This window comes from Xanthomonas sp. WCS2018Noco2-27, assembly GCF_031843525.1.
Taxonomy (GTDB): Bacteria; Pseudomonadota; Gammaproteobacteria; order Xanthomonadales; family Xanthomonadaceae; genus Xanthomonas.
In genome coordinates, this window is the sequence record NZ_JAVTIK010000023.1 from 1 (window position 1) to 20,058 (window position 20,058).

Annotated in this window: 13 protein-coding genes, 1 other RNA gene and 2 pseudogenes; 14 read left to right on the forward strand and 2 right to left on the reverse strand. The window is 63.4% G+C overall.

Features of this window, described 5'->3' with window-relative positions:
- Positions 1-124: pseudogene (locus RQH86_RS22335) on the forward strand (flagellar biosynthetic protein FliP); the annotation flags it as partial.
- Between the two features lie 340 nt (positions 125-464).
- Here RQH86_RS22335 and RQH86_RS22340 read toward each other — a convergent pair.
- Positions 465-896, reverse strand: coding sequence for a hypothetical protein (locus tag RQH86_RS22340; RefSeq protein WP_311260742.1), 432 nt, complete (start codon positions 894-896; stop codon positions 465-467).
- Between the two features lie 89 nt (positions 897-985).
- Between RQH86_RS22340 and RQH86_RS22345 the strand changes: the two genes are divergently transcribed.
- The 5 genes from RQH86_RS22345 to RQH86_RS22365 all read left to right on the forward strand — a co-directional run bounded on the left by RQH86_RS22345 (position 986) and on the right by RQH86_RS22365 (position 10,746).
- On the forward strand, positions 986-1,255 hold the full coding sequence (locus tag RQH86_RS22345) for a flagellar biosynthetic protein FliQ (protein WP_055854528.1): 270 nt from the start codon (positions 986-988) through the stop codon (positions 1,253-1,255).
- Positions 1,256-1,268: 13 nt separating this feature from the next.
- A complete protein-coding gene (fliR, locus tag RQH86_RS22350) occupies positions 1,269-2,060 on the forward strand; it encodes a flagellar biosynthetic protein FliR (protein WP_005996206.1) in 792 nt (263 codons plus the stop codon).
- A 92-nt stretch (positions 2,061-2,152) separates the two neighbouring features.
- Positions 2,153-5,119, forward strand: coding sequence for a diguanylate cyclase (locus RQH86_RS22355; protein WP_311240457.1), 2,967 nt, complete (start codon positions 2,153-2,155; stop codon positions 5,117-5,119).
- A 524-nt stretch (positions 5,120-5,643) separates the two neighbouring features.
- The gene (locus RQH86_RS22360) at positions 5,644-8,565 is read left to right on the forward strand and encodes a diguanylate cyclase (RefSeq protein WP_311240458.1); all 2,922 of its coding nucleotides are present in this window, start codon (positions 5,644-5,646) and stop codon (positions 8,563-8,565) included.
- Positions 8,566-8,658: 93 nt separating this feature from the next.
- Positions 8,659-10,746 (forward strand): EAL domain-containing protein, encoded by a 2,088-nt coding sequence (locus RQH86_RS22365; RefSeq protein ID WP_311240459.1) that lies wholly within the window; start codon positions 8,659-8,661, stop codon positions 10,744-10,746.
- A 182-nt stretch (positions 10,747-10,928) separates the two neighbouring features.
- Here the strand turns inward: RQH86_RS22365 and RQH86_RS22370 are convergent.
- A pseudogene (locus RQH86_RS22370) lies at positions 10,929-11,180 on the reverse strand (hypothetical protein); the annotation flags it as partial.
- Between the two features lie 77 nt (positions 11,181-11,257).
- On the opposite strand from RQH86_RS22370, the gene RQH86_RS22375 reads away from it, so the two are divergent.
- The 8 genes from RQH86_RS22375 to RQH86_RS22410 all read left to right on the forward strand — a co-directional run bounded on the left by RQH86_RS22375 (position 11,258) and on the right by RQH86_RS22410 (position 20,045).
- Positions 11,258-11,333: non-coding RNA, sX9 sRNA (locus RQH86_RS22375), on the forward strand.
- 282 nt (positions 11,334-11,615) lie between these two features.
- On the forward strand, positions 11,616-12,746 hold the full coding sequence (flhB, locus tag RQH86_RS22380; protein WP_055854538.1) for a flagellar biosynthesis protein FlhB: 1,131 nt from the start codon (positions 11,616-11,618) through the stop codon (positions 12,744-12,746).
- Positions 12,743-14,836, forward strand: coding sequence for a flagellar biosynthesis protein FlhA (flhA, locus tag RQH86_RS22385; RefSeq protein WP_055854540.1), 2,094 nt, complete (start codon positions 12,743-12,745; stop codon positions 14,834-14,836). The genes flhB and flhA overlap by 4 nt, the downstream gene beginning before the upstream one ends.
- Before the next feature lie 411 nt (positions 14,837-15,247).
- A complete protein-coding gene (locus RQH86_RS22390; RefSeq protein WP_311240460.1) occupies positions 15,248-16,993 on the forward strand; it encodes a type IV secretory system conjugative DNA transfer family protein in 1,746 nt (581 codons plus the stop codon).
- A gap of 107 nt (positions 16,994-17,100) precedes the next feature.
- Positions 17,101-17,742: a hypothetical protein gene (locus RQH86_RS22395; RefSeq protein WP_115527727.1), complete on the forward strand. Its 642-nt coding sequence runs from the start codon at positions 17,101-17,103 to the stop codon at positions 17,740-17,742.
- Between the two features lie 186 nt (positions 17,743-17,928).
- Positions 17,929-18,762 (forward strand): ankyrin repeat domain-containing protein, encoded by an 834-nt coding sequence (locus tag RQH86_RS22400; protein ID WP_311240461.1) that lies wholly within the window; start codon positions 17,929-17,931, stop codon positions 18,760-18,762.
- Between the two features lie 26 nt (positions 18,763-18,788).
- The gene (locus RQH86_RS22405) at positions 18,789-18,941 is read left to right on the forward strand and encodes a hypothetical protein (RefSeq protein WP_311240462.1); all 153 of its coding nucleotides are present in this window, start codon (positions 18,789-18,791) and stop codon (positions 18,939-18,941) included.
- 258 nt (positions 18,942-19,199) lie between these two features.
- Positions 19,200-20,045 (forward strand): ankyrin repeat domain-containing protein, encoded by an 846-nt coding sequence (locus RQH86_RS22410; RefSeq protein WP_311240463.1) that lies wholly within the window; start codon positions 19,200-19,202, stop codon positions 20,043-20,045.
- The last annotated feature ends 13 nt before the right edge of the window (positions 20,046-20,058 follow it).

Below are 20,058 nucleotides of genomic sequence, written 5' to 3' on the forward strand. Positions count from 1 at the left end.
GATGGGCATGATGATGCTGTCGCCGATGTTGATCTCGGCGCCGTTCAAGATTCTGTTGTTCGTGCTGGTGGATGGGTGGGTGTTGGTGGTGGGGACGCTGGCTGCGAGCTTTAATGCGTCGTAGGGGTGGGGCAGCTTTCGCTCCGGCTTCGCTATTGTTTTAGCTCTTGCTTCGCTATGGACTTTGCTTCCGGGGCCCCATACCGCAGCGGCAAGGCCGGCAGATACAACCCGCAAGGCGGCGCGCATGGATGCGCGCCGTTTTTGTAAGGGACACGGACGTCCCTTACAAAAATTTCTGCCGGACTTGCGGACCTGGAGCGCGTAGCGCGGAAGGCGCGAGGACGGGGTGTGCTTTCTTTTGGTTACTTTTCTTTGCACAAGCAAAGAAAAGTGACTCGCGCCCGTAGGGTGTGAAAGCATTTGATTGACCGCTCCAGCATCAAGGCAAGTGCGAAGCACAATCACCAGCGAAAGCAAAAGCAGAGCTTTCGGCACCCTTCGGGGGTCGAGTTACTTTCTTTGCTTGTGCAAAGAAAGTAACCAAAGAAACACACCCCCGTCCTCGCGCCCCTCCGCGCCAAGGCGCTCCGGGTAAGCAAGCCGGGTAGAAATTTTTGTAAGGGACATCCATGTCCCTTACAAAAACGTCGCGCATCCATGCGCGCCGCCCTGCGGGTTGTATCTACCCGGCTTGCCGCTGCGGTATGGGGGATGGGAAGCCAACGGCAAAAGGCGAAGGCGAAGGCGAAGCTCAAAACCATAGCCAAAACCAAGCCAAGCCAAGCCAACGTCCACAGCGACAGCGACAGCGACAGCGACAGCGACAGCGACAGCGACAGCGACAGCGACAGCGACAGCGACAGCGACAGCGACAGCGACAGACAGTGCAACACGAGGCAACTCCCATCCCCGTTCACCAACGAATCCCCACTGCCTACTCCCAAATCCCGTCCTTTGGCACCGCACTTGCATCAGCACTCCCATGAGCCCTGAAATCGCCCTGACTGAATTACGTGGTGGCCTGGTCACCGTCCTGTGGATTGCCGGACCGATGTTGCTGGCGGTGCTGGTCGTCGGTGTCGTCATTGGCGTGGTGCAGGCCGCCACCCAATTGAATGAGCCCACCATCGGCTTCGTGGCCAAGGCCGTGGCGTTGACCGCGACCCTGTTTGCCACCGGCAGCATGCTGCTGGGGCATCTGGTGGAGTTCACCATTGCGCTGTTCCAGCGCATTCCGCATTTGATCGGTTAGCGGACCAGACCAGATGGATTCCGCTACCCAGATGGTGATCGACGGCCAGCGCGCGTTTGCGATGGTCGGGGCGATTATGTGGACCATGCTGCGCACCGGCGCGCTGCTCACGGCCATGCCGTTGATCGGCACGCGTGCGGTGCCCGGGCGGGTGCGGGTGATGCTGGCCGGAACCTTGTCGATGGTGCTGGCGCCGATCCTGCCGCCGGTGCCGGAGTGGGATGGCTTTACTGCGCAGGCGGTGCTGAGCATCGCGCGTGAGTTGGCCGTGGGCGCCAGCATGGGCTTCATGCTGAAGCTGATCTTCGAGGCGGGCGCGCTGGCCGGCGAGTTGGTGTCGCAGTCCACCGGCCTGTCGTTTGCGCAGATGTCCGACCCGATGCGCGGGGTGACCTCCGGCGTGATCGCGCAGTGGTTCTATATCGGATTCGGCTTGCTGTTCTTTGCGGCCAACGGGCACCTGGCGGTGATTTCGCTGCTGGTGGACAGCTACAAGGCGTTGCCGATCGGCACAGCCATTCCCGACGCCCGCGCGTTCGCGGAGGTGGCGCCCACCTTGTTCCTGCAGATCATGCGCGGCGGGCTGACCCTGGCCTTGCCGATGATGGTGGCGATGCTGGCGGTCAACCTGGCTTTCGGTGCCTTGGCCAAGGCGGCGCCGGCATTGAACCCGATGCAACTTGGCTTGCCGTTGACGGTCTTACTGGGGCTGTTCCTGCTGTCCAGCTTCGCAAGCGAGTTCGCGCCACCGGTGCAGCGCATGTTCGATACCGCCTTCGACTCCGCCAGAGAACTGACGGGTTAAGCGTACGGACGCTCAAGTTTTGCACCTGTTCGCCGTCAACGCTGAGGACGATTGGCCCGTTCAATCGCACGCCCCCCTTTCCGCGAAAGCCGATGCCCAACGTGTCTGCGCTGTTCGTTTCACCTGGTGTGCGCGGCAAGGCGCTGCGTCGTCTGGCAACGCTGTGCCTGCTCGGATGGCTGATCGCAGGCAGCGCATGGGCGAAAACCTATAGCTTCCGCGATTACGCACAGGCCGATGGCCTGCAGGGTATGACCGTCAACAGCCTGCTCGAAGATCGACAGGGTGTGGTCTGGGTCGGCACCGAACTGGCATTGCATCGCTTCGAACGCGAACAATTCATCCCGGTCGGCCAGGAAAGCGGCCTGGACGCGCGCTACATCCGCGCGTTGACGCTGGATGCGCGCGGGCGCTTGTGGGTGGCCAGCGCCAATGGCGTGTTCGTGCGCAATGGCACGACCTTCAGCCCGGTGTTGCATGACGGCACGCCGATCCGTGCCGACAGCGGCAATGTGATCGCCGCGTACGCGGGCGGCGTGGTGGTGGTCAGCGAAAATCAGCTGTTGCACCTGACGCCGACCAAGCCAGGCGGCTGGAGCGCCCGGGTGCTGCCGTTGCGCCTGGACGACGGCACCACCCTGCCCGCCGGGAAAGCCTTGCTTGCCGATGGCAGCGCGCTGTGGGCCAGTTGCGGAAAACGCGTCTGCCGCATTGATGCCAACGGACGCATCACTCAGTTGGGCGATGCCGACGGTGTGCCGGAGCGGCAATGGCGCGCGGTGTTCCGCGACCATCGTGGCGACCTGTGGCTGCGCGGTGGCGGCATGGTGATGTCGCGCGCAGCAGGCGAGCGCGTGTTCCGCGACCATGCGCCTCCAGCCGGCACCAGGTTCGACACCTTGGCTGGCGCAACCACCTTGTCGGAGGATGCGCAGGGCCGCTTGATTACCCGCTCCGACCGCGGAATGGTGCGCTGGGAAGGCGACCACTGGCACTATTTCGGGCACGACCAGGGGCTGTCGATCAGCCCGATGGTGGGCCCCTTGATGATGCAAAGCACCGGCCAGCTGTGGATCGGCACGCGCGGGCTGGGGGTGCAGCGCTGGCTGGGCTACGGCAACATCGAGCATTGGGACGAAAGCCAGGGCCTGGCCGAATCGCCGACCTGGGCCATTCAGCGGCTGCCGAGTGGTGAGCTGCTGGTAGGCGGCGATGCCGGCTCCAATGTGCTGGATCCACGGACCGGGCGCATGCAGCCGTGGACACTGGCCAACGGCGAGCCATTGCTGCAATCGATCTCCATCGCGCTGTCGCCGAAGGATGGCGCGGCCTGGGTGGCGCGCTCGTCGGGCGCCCTCTCCCGTCGCGACCCGCAGACGGGCAAGACCTTCGACGTGCTGCAGCTTGGGCTGCCCACCAACAAGCTGTTGTTCGATTCGGGTGGCGTGCTGTGGGTCACCACGCCACGCGGCCTGTACTCCGTCCCGCCCGAGCTGCCGTTGCAGGCCAAGCGCGAAGAGGCAGTGCCGGCGGCGTTCGTGGGCGATATCGATGTGGATCTTCAGGGTCGACTGTGGGCCAGTACCCGCAAAGGGCTGTATCGCCAGGAAAAAAATGGCCGCTGGCTGCAGGTGGAGGTGCACGGCAACCTGCCCAGCCACGATTACTTCCTGCTGGATTTTTCGGCCGACGGCCAGCTCTGGCTGTCCTTGCGCGACACTGGGCTCTGGCATGGCGCCGTGCAGAACGCGGCGACGGTCACGCTCACCGCAGTCAGCGACCCGCTGGTGTCGCGCGTGATGCCGTTCATCCTCTCTCACGACAGCAAGGGGCGCTTGTGGCTGGGCAGCAGCCAGGGCCTGGACCTGCTGGAGAATGGGCACTGGTCGCGCACCACGCGCAGCGAGGGCCTGTTGTGGGACGACGTGTCTGCCAATGCCCTGTTCGAGGACGTCGATGGCAGCGTGTGGCTCGGCAGCAGCCGCGGGTTGACCCACCTGATCGATCCGTCACGGGTGTTCGCGTCGCCGCCGCTACGGGTGGAAGTGCTGCGCGTGCGGCGTGGCGAACAGGCCCTTGCGGCCGGTGCGCAGGTGCCCTGGTCGCAGGTTCCGTTGGACGTGGATCTGAGCACGCCCGGCGCCGAAGGCGGCCCGGACCGCATCAGCTTCCGCTACCGCGTGGAAGGCCACCAGGCCAGCTGGACCAGCACCTCGCTCAGCCACATCACCTATCCGCTGCTACCGCCCGGCCGCTATGCACTGGAGGTGCAGGCAGTGGACGCCGGCCAGCGCAGTGCCAGCCCGATCACACGGTTTGCCTTTGCGCTCAGTCCGCCCTGGTGGCGCAGCATTCCCGCCTTGATCGCCTATGTGCTGCTGGCGATCGCCGCGGTGATTGCGCTGTTGCGCTGGCGCACCGCCAAACTGCTGCGGCGCAAGCGCGAGCTGGAACAACTGGTTGCCGAGCGCACTGCCGAGCTGGAACAGGACAAGCGCGACCTGGAATCGGCACGTGCCGAACTTGCCCTCAAGGCCACCCACGACGAACTCACCGGCCTGCTCAACCGCGCCGGCATCCTTGCCGCGTTACGCAACATGCTGCTGCGGGCCGATGAGACGGCGCGACCGCTGGCGGTGGTGTTGATCGATCTGGATCACTTCAAACTGGTCAACGATCAGCACGGGCATCTGGCCGGCGATGCGGTGCTGGCCGGGGTCGGTCGCCGGCTGGATACGCTGGTGCGTGGCGACGACCGTATCGGCCGTTACGGCGGCGAAGAATTGCTGGCGCTGCTGCCGGGGCTGACGCACGAAGCCACGCACCGACTGGACGCGCTGCATCGTGGTATCTGCGGCGATTACCCCATCGATGGCGGCTGGCTGCACGTCACCTGTTCGATCGGCGTGGCGTGGTTTCTGCCCGGCGAAACCCTCGAGCAATTGCTGGCGCGCGCCGATGCCGCGCTGTATAGCGCCAAACGACGCGGACGCAATTGCATCGATTACGACGCCGGCCACCTTACTGCGCTTGCGGCACCCGACAATCGCGCCGACTGATCGCCGCGCGCGGACCACCATCGCGCCCGACTTCGCACGTAGATGCAGCGATGTTGGCGGTGGCAAAGCATCCGCACCCATGCAGCGAATGCCGCAGCGAATGCCAGTACTACCTGCAGATAAGCGCGGTTGCGGCCGCCACACTGTCTGGATCAAACATCGGTGTTGGTCGCAGTCTCGGCCGATTTAGCGCGTCCATGCGCAGCAGTGCAGCAGTCGCGCCCGCTCGATCGTGCCAGCATCGATTGCCACGTGACGCACGCTGGCGAGCACGCGTAGCGCGCAATACTCAACCTGTCGATAACACCAAACCGTAGCCTTTGCATGCCACACGCCCCTCCCAGACTGCAGTCGTGCTTGCTGGCAGCTGCACAATGCGCAAGGGTGGTGTCCTAAAGTAAAGCGCGTGAACAGCCGCTAGTCGATATAACGCGGCCTGCTATGGGGGCTGCCAATGGCAAGCGTGAGACACCGCGCGAGGGGCGCGGACCGCACGCACCGATGCGTGGGAGATTGCAACGCTCGTGGGGTTCTTGCACCGCCAAGGGAGGTCGTCAGGCCGAGGGGCATCGTTTGCTGCGATGCTGCTGCTGGCGTTGCTGTCGTTTGCCGATCTGGCCAGCGCGCAAAGCGCCAGCATCCGCCGCTATGCGCACGACCAGGGCCTGCTCGGTCTTGCCGGCACCTGCCTGTTGCAGACCCGCAGCACCTTGATGTGGGTGTGCACCGAGAGCGGGCTGTATCGCTACAACGGCCGCATCTTTCAACAGGTGATGCTGGACGGCCTGCGCAACGAACCGATTACCTCGATCAGCGAAGCGCCCGATGGGCGTCTGTGGGTCGCCGGCTTCCAGGCGTTGTTCGTCGGCGACGAGCACGGCTTTCGCAAACTCGCGCGCGATGAAGCCGAACACCTGCAGGAAGGCCTGCTGCTTGCCAGCCCTGCATGGGGCACGGTGATCGCCAATGGCGGCGAACTGGAAGTGCTGCGCGCACGCAGCAACGGCCGTTGGCATAGCGAATATCTGCTGGACACCGCCACGCGCGTGCGCCTGCCTGATCTCTCCAAAGTACTGAGCCTGTCGGTGGAAGGCGACACGTTGTGGGTCGGCTGCGGACGCAAGCTGTGCGCCATCGATGCGCAGCGCAAGGTACAGGTCTACGGGCCCGACGAGGGCGTGCCGGTCGATCGCTGGTACAGCGTGTTACGCGACAACGACGGCGGGCTGTGGGCGCGTGGTGCCGGCACCCTGCTCTACCGCGCACCAGGTGCGAGCCGGTTCAGCGTGCGGCCGTTGCCGCTGCTCGACAGCAATACGGTCGGGCAACAGGCGCCGTTGGTGATGGACCGCGAAGGGCGTGTACTGGTACGCCGCAACGACGGTCTGGCGCGCTGGGAAAATGGCGCCTGGCGCAGCTTCGGCACCGAGAACGGGCTGCCGCCCGGCAGCAGCGACGCGATCGTGGTGGACCGCGACGGCGACGTCTGGATGACCGTGGATGGCGAAGGCCTGGTGCGCTGGGCCGGCTACGAATGGATCGAAAACTGGGACGCCTCGCAAGGGATGCCGGCCCCATCCACCTGGTCCATCGCACGCGATGCGCAGAACGCACTGCTGGTCGGCAACGAGCACGGCGTAGGCCGTCAGGCCCGACCCGGCGAGCGGTTTGTGCCGGCCCTGCCGCAGGCGGGCATCCAGATCGTCGGCTTGGCGCGCACTACCGACGGCAGCGTGTGGACGCTCAATTCTGCCGGCTTCGTGCGCCGCAACTGGCCGGACGGCCGCAGCGCCGAGGCGGGCAAACTTCCGCGTACCGGACGGCGCCTTTATAACGACCGTCAAGGGCGCCTGTGGATTCTCACCCTCGGCGGACTGTTCGTGATCGAGCGCCCGCTGGACGGCGGCACCTTGCAGCCTGTCGCCGACATGCCTGCGATCGCCTACACCGATATCCAGCAGACCGCAGACGGCACCCTGTGGGTCTCCAGTGCCAACGGGCTGTTTCGCCTGCAGGGCGAGCGCTGGTCCAAGGTCAAGGTCAAGGTCAACGGCGGCGACGCCGACCCGTGGATCAGCAAGTTCCACATCAGCGACAGCGGCGAGGTGTGGCTGGCGTTTTATCGCCCCGGCCTGTGGCACGGCATGTTGCTCGGCGATGGCCTGGACCTGCAGGCGATCAGCGACGAAGCGCTGCGCGACGCGGGTGTGTACCTGATGCGCGGCGATAGCCTGGGCCGGGTGTGGGTCGGCCACGCACGCGGCGTGGACGTCTATAACGGCGAGCGCTGGGCGCATCTGTCGCAGTCGCAGGGTCTGATCTGGGACGACATCTCCGAAGCCGCATTCTTTGAAGATCCCGACGGCTCGGTGTGGATCGGCACCGCGCGCGGTGTCAGCCACCTGGCGGATCCGGCGCGCCTGTTCGACGAGCGCCAGCCCAGCGTTCGCATCGACAGCGTCAGCCGCGGCGGCGTGCCGATACGCGCCGGGCAACTGCTGGCCTGGAGCGACACGCCGTTGCATATCGAGTTGTCGACGATGGAGGTCTACGACGACCCCAGCCGGCTCACCGTGCGCTATCGCGTGCGTGGTCTGCACAACGAATGGATCGAGGGCGACGATCTATCGATCGACCAACCGCCGCTGCCGTCCGGGCATTTCCGCCTGCAGGTGCAGCTGCTGGACCGCTATCGGCGCACCGCATCGCCGGTGGTGGATCTGGCATTCGCGGTGGCGCCGTTGTGGTGGCGCAGCCCGCCGGCGATTGCGCTGTATGTCTTGATCGGCGGCGGACTGCTGATCGGCCTGTGGAGCTGGCGGCACCGCCATCTGGTGGCGCGCGAGCGCATGCTGGCCGAGCTGGTAGCCGAACGCACCTATCAACTGGAGCGCGAAAAACGCGACCTGGAAAGCGCCCGCGCGGCGTTGGCATTGAAGGCCAGCCACGACTCGCTCACCGGCCTGCTCAATCGCTCCGGCATTCTCGACGCGATGACCGAAGAGCTGCAGGCCTGCGCGCATGCCGAGCATGCGTTGGCGGTGGTGCTGATCGATCTGGATCACTTCAAGCAGGTCAACGACGAACACGGCCATCTGGTCGGCGACGCGGTGCTGGCCAAGGTGGGCGCGCGGCTCACCGCCTGCCTGCGCGACTCGGACAAGGTGGGCCGCTACGGTGGCGAAGAACTGTTGTTGCTGCTGCCCGGCATGACCCGTCAGAGCCAGCACCGGCTGCGTGCCATCCACGAGGCGATCAGCCTGCCGCTGTACGACGTCGGTGCCGCGCGGCCACTGCAGGTGACCTGCTCGGTGGGCGTGGCGTGGTTTCGCATCGGCGACACCGCCGCCACGCTGCTGGCACGTGCGGACGAGGCCTTGTATCGGGCCAAGGGCCACGGCCGCAATCGCATCGAACCGGAAGAACCCGAGGTTTCGGTCGCCTGATCCACTGCATTGCGCCCTTGTGTGCTCAAGAACGCGCGCAGCGGGTCGCTAGCTCCTTGAGCAAGCGCGTCTTCCGACGTCGGAACTGGATGGGTGGTCGCAACCTACAACCTTGGCATGGTGCTGTTGTCGCTGGTGGTGGCCGTATTGGCCTCCTACACCGCGCTGCATCTGGCTGCCCGCATGACCGCCAGCCGTGGCGGCATCGCCGCCGCATGGCTGGTGGGCGGCGCCATCGCGATGGGCATCGGCATCTGGTCGATGCACTTCGTCGGCATGCTGGCCTTCCAGCTGCCGATTCCGCTGGGCTACGACGTGGCGCTGACCGCCTATTCGATGCTGGCGGCCATCCTGGCCTCGGCGCTGGCGCTGTGGCTGACCTCGCAACCGCAACTGCCCTGGCCGCGGCTGGGCCTGGGTGCGGTGCTGATGGGGTTGGGCATCGCGCTGATGCACTACATCGGCATGAGCGCGCTGCGCATGTCGCCTGCCATCACCTATGACCCGGCGCTGTTAGCGCTGTCGGTGGCGATCGCCATCGGTGCGTCTGCCGCCGCGCTGTGGATCGCGTTCCGATTGCGTCACGATGGCCGCCGCTACAGCCTGCGCCTGATCGCCGCCTTGATCATGGGCGTGGCGATCGTCGGCATGCATTACACCGGCATGGCTGCCGCACAATTCGCACCTGGCAGCATCTGCGGCGCGGCGGCCGGAGCGCACCTGCCGTTGTCGTGGCTGACCGCGGTGGTGGTGGCGGTCACGTTGGGCCTGCTGATCCTGGCGCTGGTGATCTCGGTGCTGTCGCGCCGCCATCAGCAGCACACCGAAGTGCTGGCGCAATCGCTGGCGCAGGCCAACGCCGATCTGGCGCTGGCCGCCCTGCACGACCCGCTCACCCGCCTACCCAACCGGGTGCTGCTGCACGAGCACGTGCTGCAGAACATCGAGCGCGCGCAACGCGATGGGCAGCGCTTTGCGGTGATGCTGATCAATCTGGACGGCTTCAAGGTGGTCAACGACGGCTACGGCCATCGGGTCGGCGACCAATTGCTGGTGGTGGTGGCCGAACGCCTGAGCGCGCATCGGCGTGCGCACGGCAGCCTGGCGCGGCTAGGCGCGGATGAATTCGTGCTGGTGGCCGATATCGCCGACCCGGAAGACGCGGCGGCCATCGCCGGGCATCTGGTGCAGGCGTTGGCGGTGCCGTTTCTGGTCGGCGATCAAGAGCTGCGCCTGAGCAGCAGCATCGGGATTGCGCTGTATCCGGAAGATGCCGGCAGCGAGCACCAGTTGATGACGCACGCCGATGCGGCGATGGGCCATGCCAAGCAGGCCGGGCGCAATCGCTACCGCTTCTTCGAGCGCGCGATGACCGACACCACCCGCGAGCGCCTGCAACTGCTGCAGGATCTGCCGCGCGCGCTGGAATCGGGCCAGTTCGTGCTGCACTACCAGCCCAAATACTGCGCCGACGACGGCCGCCCGATCGGCGCCGAGGCGCTGATCCGCTGGCAGCATCCAGAACGCGGCCTGGTGCCGCCGGACAGCTTCATTCCGCTGGCCGAACGCAGCGGCATGATCGGCCCGCTCGGCAGCTGGGTGCTGCAGCAGGCGTGCCGGCAGATGCGCGCGTGGCGCGACGACGGCCACGGCGACTGGCGGGTGGCGGTGAACCTGTCGGCCACCCAGCTCGCCTCGCCAAGCCTGCTCGACGAAGTGGCCACCACCCTGGCCGAGCATACGATCGCCCCCGGCCAGCTCACCCTGGAAATCACCGAGACCATGGCCATGCGCGATGCCGAGGCCTGCCTGCGCACGCTTGGCCAGCTCAATGCACTGGGCGTGCGCATTGCCATCGACGATTTCGGCACCGGCTATTCCAATCTGCTCTACCTGCGCAAGCTGTCCGCGCACGAGCTCAAGATCGACCGCAGCTTCGTGCAGGCCATGGACAGCAGCGCCGAAGACATCGCCATCGTCGCCGCCGTCGTGGCGTTGGCCCACACCATGCGCTTGCAGGTGGTGGCCGAAGGCGTGGAAACCGCCGCCCAGCGCAACACCCTGGAACGGCTGGGCTGCGACCAGCTGCAGGGCTATCTGCTGGGCCGGCCGATGGAAGCCGACCGCTTCATTGCAGTGGTCGTCGCCCAACGCGACGGCCCGCGTCGCCTGGCCAGCTGAGCAACAAACGACGTCGAACGACTCCCGGCCCAGCCTTCATGCTCAACGACTCCCAGCCAGGCCGAGCACCGGCCTGGACGTGGAGCGGCTGACAGCACGTAGCGAGCGTTTGCCGGGCAGTGAGCGCAGTGGCGTTGTCGGCCGCATCCTGCGGTCACAGGCCCAGGCCAAGCGCCGAGTAGGTCGAGTGCGCGGTGCCCTCGCCGCTCGCGGGAGATGCCGTGAACCCGTCCCTGGGGGCTCGATGGCGGCATCCATGCCGCCAACGGTCCCGCAAGCCGCGAGGGCACCGCGCCAGACAGCCGGCTGGTGACTTTGAAGAATAGAAGGCACTGCGCCATACCGCTGCTGGTTGCGTGGTGAAAGCTCTGCACAACGACTAGCGTGACTGGTCCTTGCCCGCTCACCGTCGCGGGACCCTTGGCGGCATGGATTCAACCAAGGAGCTTGGAGCAGCTAACAAAACGACTGTGCAGCCACCAGGCGGGCGCGGCCGGTGCTCGGAATCGGCATGTACCACCCGTACACTCCGGTTCCTCCGCGCCGTCCACACCCACCTGACGACTGCTCGCTACGTTTTGTTAGCCGCTCTTACATGGACGTACTTGCAGCGTGTCCTGCGATAGTGGGCAAGCAAGGACACTGCAGCCAAGTAGCAGATCAGCCGGCCTGCACTAGAGTGACGTCACGCAGTCTTGTTAGCCGCGCTTTTGTAGACCGACGGGCTGCCCTCGCCCCTCACCGTCGCCGCAATCCTCCAGCAGCTCAACGCGCGGCCACTGCTTTTTTCGATTCCCCAACCCCGATTCCCGATCCGAAACTGGAACGCCGCTTGCATGAGACCAGGCTGATCCCCCACCGGCACCTCCATGTCCGAGTCCGACGACGGCGGCGAGCGTACAGAGCTTCCCACCGAAAAACGCCTGCGCGAAGCACGTGAGCAGGGCAACATCCCGCAATCGCGGGAGTTGTCCACCGCAGCGGTGTTCGGCGCTGGCGTGTTCGGGTTGATGGCGTTGGCCGGCGGCATCGGCGATGGCGCGGCGGTGTGGATGAAGACCGCGCTCAGCCCCGACCCGAGGATGCGCGAGAACCCGATGGCGCTATTCGGCCACTTCGGCGACCTGCTGATGCAGCTGCTGTGGGTGATGCTGCCGCTGATCGGCATCTGCCTGCTGGCCGGGCTGGCCGGCCCGCTGCTGATGAGCGGCCTGCATTTTTCCAGCAAGGCCATCATGCCCGACCTCACCAAGCTCAACCCGGCCAGCGGGATCAAGCGCATGTGGGGCAGCAACAGCCTGGCCGAACTGGTCAAGTCGATCCTGCGCCTGCTGTTCGTCGGTCTGGCGGCCTGGCTGTGCATCTCCAAGAACCTGCACGGCCTGCGCTCGCTGGTGAACCAGCCGCTGGAACAGGCGATCAGCAACGGCCTGCACTTCACCAAGAGCCTGCTGTTCTACACCGCCGGCGCGCTGGTGCTGCTGGCAGCCATCGACGCGCCGTACCAGAAGTGGAACTGGATGCGGAAGCTCAAGATGACGCGCGAAGAGATCAAGCGCGAGATGAAAGAAAGCGAGGGCAGCCCCGAAGTGAAGGGCCGCATCCGCCAGATGCAGATGCAGATGTCGCAGCGCCAGATGATGGAAGCGGTGCCCAAGGCCGACGTGGTGCTGATGAACCCGACCCACTACGCGGTGGCGCTCAAGTACGAAGGCGGCAAGATGCGCGCCCCGATCGTGGTGGCCAAAGGCGTGGACGAAATGGCCTTCCGCATCCGCGAAGCCTGCGAACAACACCGGGTGGCGATCGTCACCGCACCGCCTTTGGCACGCGCCTTGTATAGGGAAGCTCAAATCGGCAAGGAAATTCCCGTGAGACTCTATTCGGTCGTGGCCCAGGTGCTCTCCTACGTCTACCAGTTACGCGGCTGGAACGGCGGCCCGATGCCGGAATTGCCCTCGCTGGACGTGGATGAGTTCGGCAAGGGAGCCAGCGCATGAGCGCCCAACCCACCCCGCTGAATGCCCGTCGCGTCATGGAGTTGCTGCGCAACGGCCTGGGCGCCCCGCTGGCGCTGATGGCCATGCTGGCCATGCTGATGGTGCCGCTGGCCGCACCGGTGCTGGATGCGCTGTTCACCTTCAACATCGCCATCTCGCTGATGGTGCTGCTGGCGGTGATCTACGTGCAGCGCCCGCTGGAATTCACCATTTTCCCGATCGTGCTGCTGATGACCACGATGCTGCGGCTGGCGCTGAACGTCGCCTCCAGCCGCGTGATCCTGATCAACGGCCAGGACGGCCACGCCGCGGCCGGCAAGGTGATCGAGGCCTTCGGCCAGTTCGTGATCGGCGGCAACTACGCCGTGGGTATCGTGGTGTTCGCGATCCTGACCATCATCAACTTCGTGGTCATCACCAAGGGTGCCGGGCGCGTGTCGGAAGTGACCGCCCGCTTCATCCTGGACGCCATGCCCGGCAAGCAGATGGCCATCGACGCCGACCTCAACGCCGGTTTGCTGACGCGCGAGGAAGCCAAGGCCCGCCGCGAAGAGGTCCGCGAAGAAGCCGACTTCTACGGCGCAATGGACGGTGCCAACAAGTTCATCCGCGGCGACGCCATCGCCGCCATCATGATTTTGTTCATCAACCTCATCGGCGGCATGGCGGTGGGCATGTTCCAGCACGACATGAGCTTCGTGGATGCCGCGTCCACCTACACCCTGCTATCGATCGGCGACGGTCTGGTGGCGCAGCTGCCGGCCCTGCTGGTGTCGTCTTCGGTCGCCTTGCTGGTGACCCGCGCCTCGCGGGCGCAGGACATGCGCGGCGCCATGATCAGCCAGGTGTTCGGCCAGCACCGCGCACTGGCGGTGGCCGCCGCCATCCTGGGCCTGGTCGGCCTGGTGCCGGGCATGCCGAACGTCGCGTTTTTGACGCTCGGCCTGATCCTGGGCGTGATCGCCTGGAAAATGTACAAGCGCAGCCTGGTGGTCGCCCCGACCGGCGACCCAGCCAGCGACCCCAAGGCCGCCGCCGCAGCCGCCACCGCGCAGGCCAGCGCCGAACTGAGCTGGGACGAACTGCGCCCGATCGACCCGCTGGGCCTGGAAGTGGGCTACCGGCTGATCCCGCTGGTGGACAAGCACCAGGGCGGCGAATTGATGGCGCGCATCAAGGGCGTGCGCCGCAAGCTCACCCAGGACATCGGATTCCTGGTGCCGCCGGTGCATATCCGCGACAACCTGGAACTGTCGGCCAATGCCTATCGCCTGCTGGTGCATGGCGTGCCGGTAGCCACCGCCGAGATCTACCCAGACCGCGAGCTGGCGCTGGACCCGGGCGGTGCGCTCGGCCAGCTGGACGGCATTCCCGGCAAGGATCCGGCGTTCGGCCTGGATGCCACCTGGATCCAGCCGCATCAGCGCTCCTACGCCGAATCGATGGGCTACACCGTGGTCGACCCGGCCACCGTGGTGGCCACGCATCTGTCGCACCTGATCCGCGAACACGCCCCGGAACTGCTCGGCCACGAAGAAGTGCAGCAGTTGCTGGCCACCCTGGCCAAGACCGCGCCAAAGATGGTCGAAGACCTCACCCCGAAGGCGCTGCCGCTGTCGGTGGTGGTGCGCGTGCTGCAGAACCTGCTGATCGAGCGGATCCCGGTGCGTCAGCTGCGCAAGATCGTCGAAGCGCTGGTCGAGCACGCCCCGCAGAGCCAGGACCCGGCCACCCTCACCGCCGCGGTACGCACCTCGCTGGGCCGCTTCATCGTGCAGGAGATCGCCGGCATGTCCGCCGAACTTCCGGTATTCACCCTGGCCCCGCAGCTGGAGCGCGTGTTGCAGGAATCCACCCACGGTAACGGTGTGGCGCTGGAGCCCGGCCTGGCCGAGCGCCTGCACCAGAGCCTGGCCGATTGCGTCGGCAAGCAGGAAGCCCGCAACGAACCGGCCGTGGTCCTGGTGCCCGGCACGGTCCGCGCCGCCCTGGCCCGCCTGGTCCGCCACAGCGTCCCCAGCCTGTCGGTGCTGGCGTATAGCGAAGTGCCGGAAGACAAACGCCTGAAGCTGGTCGGCACGATCAGCTGAGTCGAAAGCACACCGTCATCGCCCTGATTCCGTAGGAGCGCACCCGGGCGCGACAGCGTTACCGGGACAGCCCCATCGCGCCCAGGTGCGCTCCTACGAGGTACTGTCAATTCGCCGACGCGCATTGACCGTGGGCTATGCGGTCAAGTGCCGCAAGGCGCGATGCACCATAGACGGAATGCAAGAGACCGTAGCTCGTCGGTTGACTACCGGCCCCTGGCAGCGCGTGTTTCTCGCACCAAAACAAGCAAGCCATATCGCCGCTCCGCAGCCCATTGGCGCAACGGCAAGTCATCTATGCGATGCCACGGGCGGCTTTAGTCCTCTATGATAAGAACAGTTTTGGAAACGACCGCATCCTGATCGCTGCCGATACGCGTAGCAGGAGCAAACACACACGGAGATGGATGCATGAGTAGTAAAGGAAAGGCGGGAGTTGCAACGATCTTATTGATCCTTGCGCTGGTCGCTGGCTTGTACCTGTCCGGCTTCATGACACTGATGCTGCTGAAACTTCAGGTGCCATTGAAAGCGACGACTTATTGGGAATATTGGAGGGCGCTCGACCTGCCGCAGGTCAAGCCCTACGTAGTGCGGATCAAAGTAAGCGGCATCATCGGTTTTGGCCTGCCCCTGCTGACTTGGGCGCTGCTGCTGATTCCGATGTTCAAGGGCAAGAAAGAATCCCTGCACGGAGAGGCCAGTTTCGCAAGCATCTCCGACCTGAAAAAAGCTGGGATGCTCGAAAAGAAGCCAGAAAGTATTCTGGTAGGAAAGCTCAAGGGGCGCTACATCTATATCAATGGCGCGCTCCACGTGATCGTGGTCGCGCCGACACGATCCGGCAAGACCACCTCGATCGCGATTCCTGTGCTGCTGACATATCAGCAATCCATGGTCGTGCTCGACTTGAAAGGTGAACTGTTCAAAGCCACCAGTGGGTATAGAGCTTCGCAAGGTCAAAAAATCTATGTCTGGGCACCCTACGCGACCGATGGCAAGACCCATCGATTCAATCCGCTAACGCTTGTGCCAGAAGATCCTCGCGAGCGTATCGCATCGATTCAAACCATGGCCGCGATTCTCTATCCGGATGAACCAGGGAAAGACAGCTTCTGGGTCACCCAGCCGCGTGCTGCGTTCGTGGCATTCGCTTCTTTCATGTTCGAGAACTGGTACGACATGAGAAGTACAGGATTCCCCGGAGCGGACGACCCCAACACCGGTGAGCTGTTTCCCAGTTTCGAACGCATCCTGCGCTTCTCCACCGGTGGAGGCAGTGGTGAAAGCACCACCGATCTGCTGAAAAAAATTATTACCAACAAGAATTTCAACTACATCAGCCCGCAGACGCGCTCCACCTTCAGCGCACTGGCCGGTCTGGCAGAACAGACATTCTCTTCGGTCATGGCGACGATGCAAGCGCCGCTACAGCAGTTCCTCAGTCCGATTCTGGCTGCTGCAACCAACGCCACTGATATCGACGTCACCGCGATACGCAAACAACTGACGACCGTTTACGTCATCATCCCGACGCAAAAACTCGATGAAAGCGGCAAGCTGCTGAATATTTTCTTCAGCTCGTTGATCGGCAATAACCTCGACAAACAGCTCAACGAAGACCCAACACTCAAGTATCAGATGCTGATGCTGATGGACGAGTTCACGGCAATGGGCCGCGTTGACGTTTGGGCCAAGCGCATCTCGATCTCGGCCAGTTACGGTGTGCGCGACCTGTGCATCATTCAAAGTCAGTCGCAGCTACGCGCCACGTATGGGGCCGATGACGCACAGAACTTCATCACCAATCACGCCGCCAGCATCGCATTCACTCCGCGAGAGCAGGAGGATGCGAACGCTTACAGCGACATGCTTGGCTACAAGACCCTGCGCAAACAGCACAGGTCCATCAGTAGGGGGGGCGGCGGAAGCAATGTGTCGTATAACTACACCGAAGAACGGCGAGCGTTGATGCTGCCGCAGGAGATCAAGGAACTTCCTGGCGACCAGGAGCTGTTGTTCTTCGAGGGAAGCAAGCCGATCCGCTGCGAAAAAAACTGGTTCTTCAAAGACAGCGGGCTAAAGGGCCGCATCATGGACCCTGTACCTGTACCGGCCTTGGCATCGGTGTTGGGTCAGGCAGCGGATAAAAAGTGAGAAAATCCCGGGCAACCGCGATAGGCAGAGCATTTACGTGCATGACGCTCCAGGTAGCGTTTTCGATGTCGAACCGCCAACCGATTTATTCCTCAAGGAAGATACCCATGCAAATTCGTCCCAACTTCAAGATTGTGCTTTTCGTGCTGGGCGTGGCGTCGAGCGCATTCGCTGCGCATGCGCAGACGCAAACCGCGATTGATGTCATGCGCGAGTACCCGGCCTACCGTAATGCCGTGGAATCGGTGATACAGCAGTACGAATCCTCGCTGCGCACAGGTTGCCCAAGCGTCCAGGCCGATTGGAGCAAGGCGAAGGCGTATGTTGCCGTTCAGCCGACACTCGATGAACAGGGCCGGATCGTCAAGGCCGTTTGGGTAGACACCGTGCCTGGAACGGCCTGCGGCCAACAGCGCCGCTACAACTCCATCACCATTTTCAACAATGGCGAGCCATCCGTGTTGCCGCTGTTTCCCGGCGAATCGGAATCCAATCCGGTTCTGCAAAAGGACACTGTTACCCAGGTTGCCAGCGCCTTGCTCATCAAGGACTTCTTGCCCAAGGGCTGTCGGATAGATGTTCTGGAAACCAAGTTACCAGGCGGCCGTCCCGCGCCAGCGCAGCCGTGGGACGAACAGTGGCATGTTGATGCCTGCGGAAAACAGTATTGGGCAAAGGTGCGCTACATACCGGATGCGAAGGGCACTGCCATCAGCGTTAACCCCAAAGATATCCTGCCTTCGAAGTAAATAGACCGCACTCTCAATCCGAAGTGACCGTAACGGGCCTGCAACTGCAGGGATGACTGGGCCGAGCATGTGCATGTCGGCCAGGCATCAATGCCATACCGGATACCGGATGCACGGTCTAGGCTAGCCAGACGTGCCCCACCCAGCGGGCGTGCTTGCGCCGTTGCCGTGCCATAAGGATGCGATGTGTCTCTCTTTCTGCGTGTAGTGATGGTGTCGATGTTGCTGGCCTGCGCCGGCTGCGGCGGGTTGTCGCTGCCGGCCACCGCGCAGCAATCTGCCTATCCGCTGCCGTCGTATTTCCCCGACCGCAGGGCCCAAGCGCTGGCATTGGCCGCCGAGTACGGCAATGTCGAGGAAGTGCGGCGTTTGATGAAGGAAGAACACGTCGATCCCGATGTGATCTTCTCAACCGATGGCTACCCGCTGTTGATGTGGCCGATCATGACGCATAACCCCGCTGGCTTACGCGCGATGCTGGAGAATGGGGCCGATCCCAATGCACGCAAACTCCATCCTCAGCAGAACACGACGCGATTCAAGGGCCGCTATGAAGACAATGCCATGGTGTGGGCTGCCAAGCAGGAAGATCCGATCTATCTGAAGCTACTGCTCGATCATGGCGGCGACCCCAATGCACGCAACTCCAATGGCGAAACCCTGCTCTTTCAAGCCTTCATTACCCAGAATCAATGGGAAAATGTGAAGCTACTAATTGAGCGGGGAGCGGATGTGAACGCGGAAAGCCAGAGCTTTCCCATTTTATTTAACTACGCTGCACGCGGCGGCTTTGAGTATATGTATTGGCTATTTAACCATGGCGCCAAATTTAATGATAAGCGCGTCATCGAAAGTGTTTTTTGGCACCCAGGCAATCCAGATGATCCGACCTGGCAACGTAAATGCCAGCAATTCCTTTTGCAACATGGTTACAAGCGACCGCCATTGCCTGAGAACTACCGCAGCATGCGCAAAGCCTTCGGTTTTCCCTCCGAAGAAAAAGACATCCCCCTGCTGTGATCCATCAATGAAGAAGGAGCTTTCAGATGCCTACACTTACAGAGCACCAACAGCAGCGCACCCTGCTCACACATCTGCGTGCCAGCGACGATCCCGGCGCGCAGCAGCAAGCCGAACAACTGCAAACCCTGTACCACGACCGCGAAATGGCCGGCCTGGCCGACGATGTCTACGACTAGGCCAAAGGTGAAGGACGACCGGATGCCGGCTGGATTCGTGCAAGCGAGCATCCAGACAAGCTGCGCGAATACGCATCGCAGCTGAATCTGACGAATCCGGCAGCGAGGATTTCATCACCAACAACTTCCCGCAGTCGGCAGGGTTGAAGACGCACTGCCACGACCGTCTTTGCGCCGGCCGCGCGCACGATTTAGTCTAGCCAGACACGCCCCACCAGCGGGCGTGCTTGCGCCGTTGCCGTGCCATAAGGATGCGATGTGTCTAGTCTTTTGCGTGTGTTGATGTTGTCGATATTGCTGGCCTGCGCCGGCTGCGGCGGGCTGTCGCTGCCGGCCACCGCGCAGCAATCTGCCTATCCGCTGCCGTCGTATTTCCCCGACCGCAAGGCCCAAGCGCTGGCGCTGGCCGCCGAGTACGGCAATGTCGAGGAAGTGCGGCGCTTGATGAAGGACGAGCACGTCGATCCGGATGTGATCTTCTCAACCGATGGCGACCCGCTGTTGATGTGGCCGATCATGACGCATAACCCGGCTGGCTTACGCGCGATGCTGGAGAATGGGGCAGATCCGAATGCGCGGAAGCAGGATCAGATCGTCAAGACCTACAAGGACGGCAGCGGCGGGAGCTATTTTAAAAGCGAGAATGCCATGGTGTGGGCCGCGAAACAGCAGGACCCGATCTATCTGAAGCTGTTACTCGATCACGGTGGTGATCCGAATACGCGCAACACAAATGACGAGACTATTCTTCTCCAAGCATTCTTGACGCAAAACCAATGGGAAAACGTCAAGTTATTGGTCGAGCGCGGGGCGGATGTAAATGCGAAAAGCCAAGGCTCTCCAATCCTGCTTGACTATGCAGGCAGAGGCGGATTCGAACAGTCTTACTGGCTGATGCAGCACGGCGCCAATGTCGATGATGGCCGTATTATCGAGGCAATATTTTGGCACCCAGGCAAACCAGATGATCCGACCTGGCAACGCAAATGCCAGCAATTCCTTTTGCAACACGGTTACAAGCGACCACCATTGCCAGAGAACTACCGCAGCATGCGCAAAGCCTTCGGCTTTCCCTCCGAAGAAAAAGACATTCCTCTGCTTTGATCGATCACTGAAG

What these genes read in the sequence shown, in the direction of transcription:
- RQH86_RS22345 (WP_055854528.1), top strand. Translation starts at nt 986, where the DNA reads ATGAGCCCTGAAATCGCCCTGACTGAATTACGTGGTGGCCTGGTCACC.
- fliR (WP_005996206.1), top strand. Translation starts at nt 1,269, where the DNA reads ATGGATTCCGCTACCCAGATGGTGATCGACGGCCAGCGCGCGTTTGCG.
- RQH86_RS22355 (WP_311240457.1), top strand. Translation starts at nt 2,153, where the DNA reads ATGCCCAACGTGTCTGCGCTGTTCGTTTCACCTGGTGTGCGCGGCAAG.
- flhB (WP_055854538.1), top strand. Translation starts at nt 11,616, where the DNA reads ATGTCCGAGTCCGACGACGGCGGCGAGCGTACAGAGCTTCCCACCGAA.
- flhA (WP_055854540.1), top strand. Translation starts at nt 12,743, where the DNA reads ATGAGCGCCCAACCCACCCCGCTGAATGCCCGTCGCGTCATGGAGTTG.
- RQH86_RS22390 (WP_311240460.1), top strand. Translation starts at nt 15,248, where the DNA reads ATGAGTAGTAAAGGAAAGGCGGGAGTTGCAACGATCTTATTGATCCTT.
- RQH86_RS22395 (WP_115527727.1), top strand. Translation starts at nt 17,101, where the DNA reads ATGCAAATTCGTCCCAACTTCAAGATTGTGCTTTTCGTGCTGGGCGTG.
- RQH86_RS22405 (WP_311240462.1), top strand. Translation starts at nt 18,789, where the DNA reads ATGCCTACACTTACAGAGCACCAACAGCAGCGCACCCTGCTCACACAT.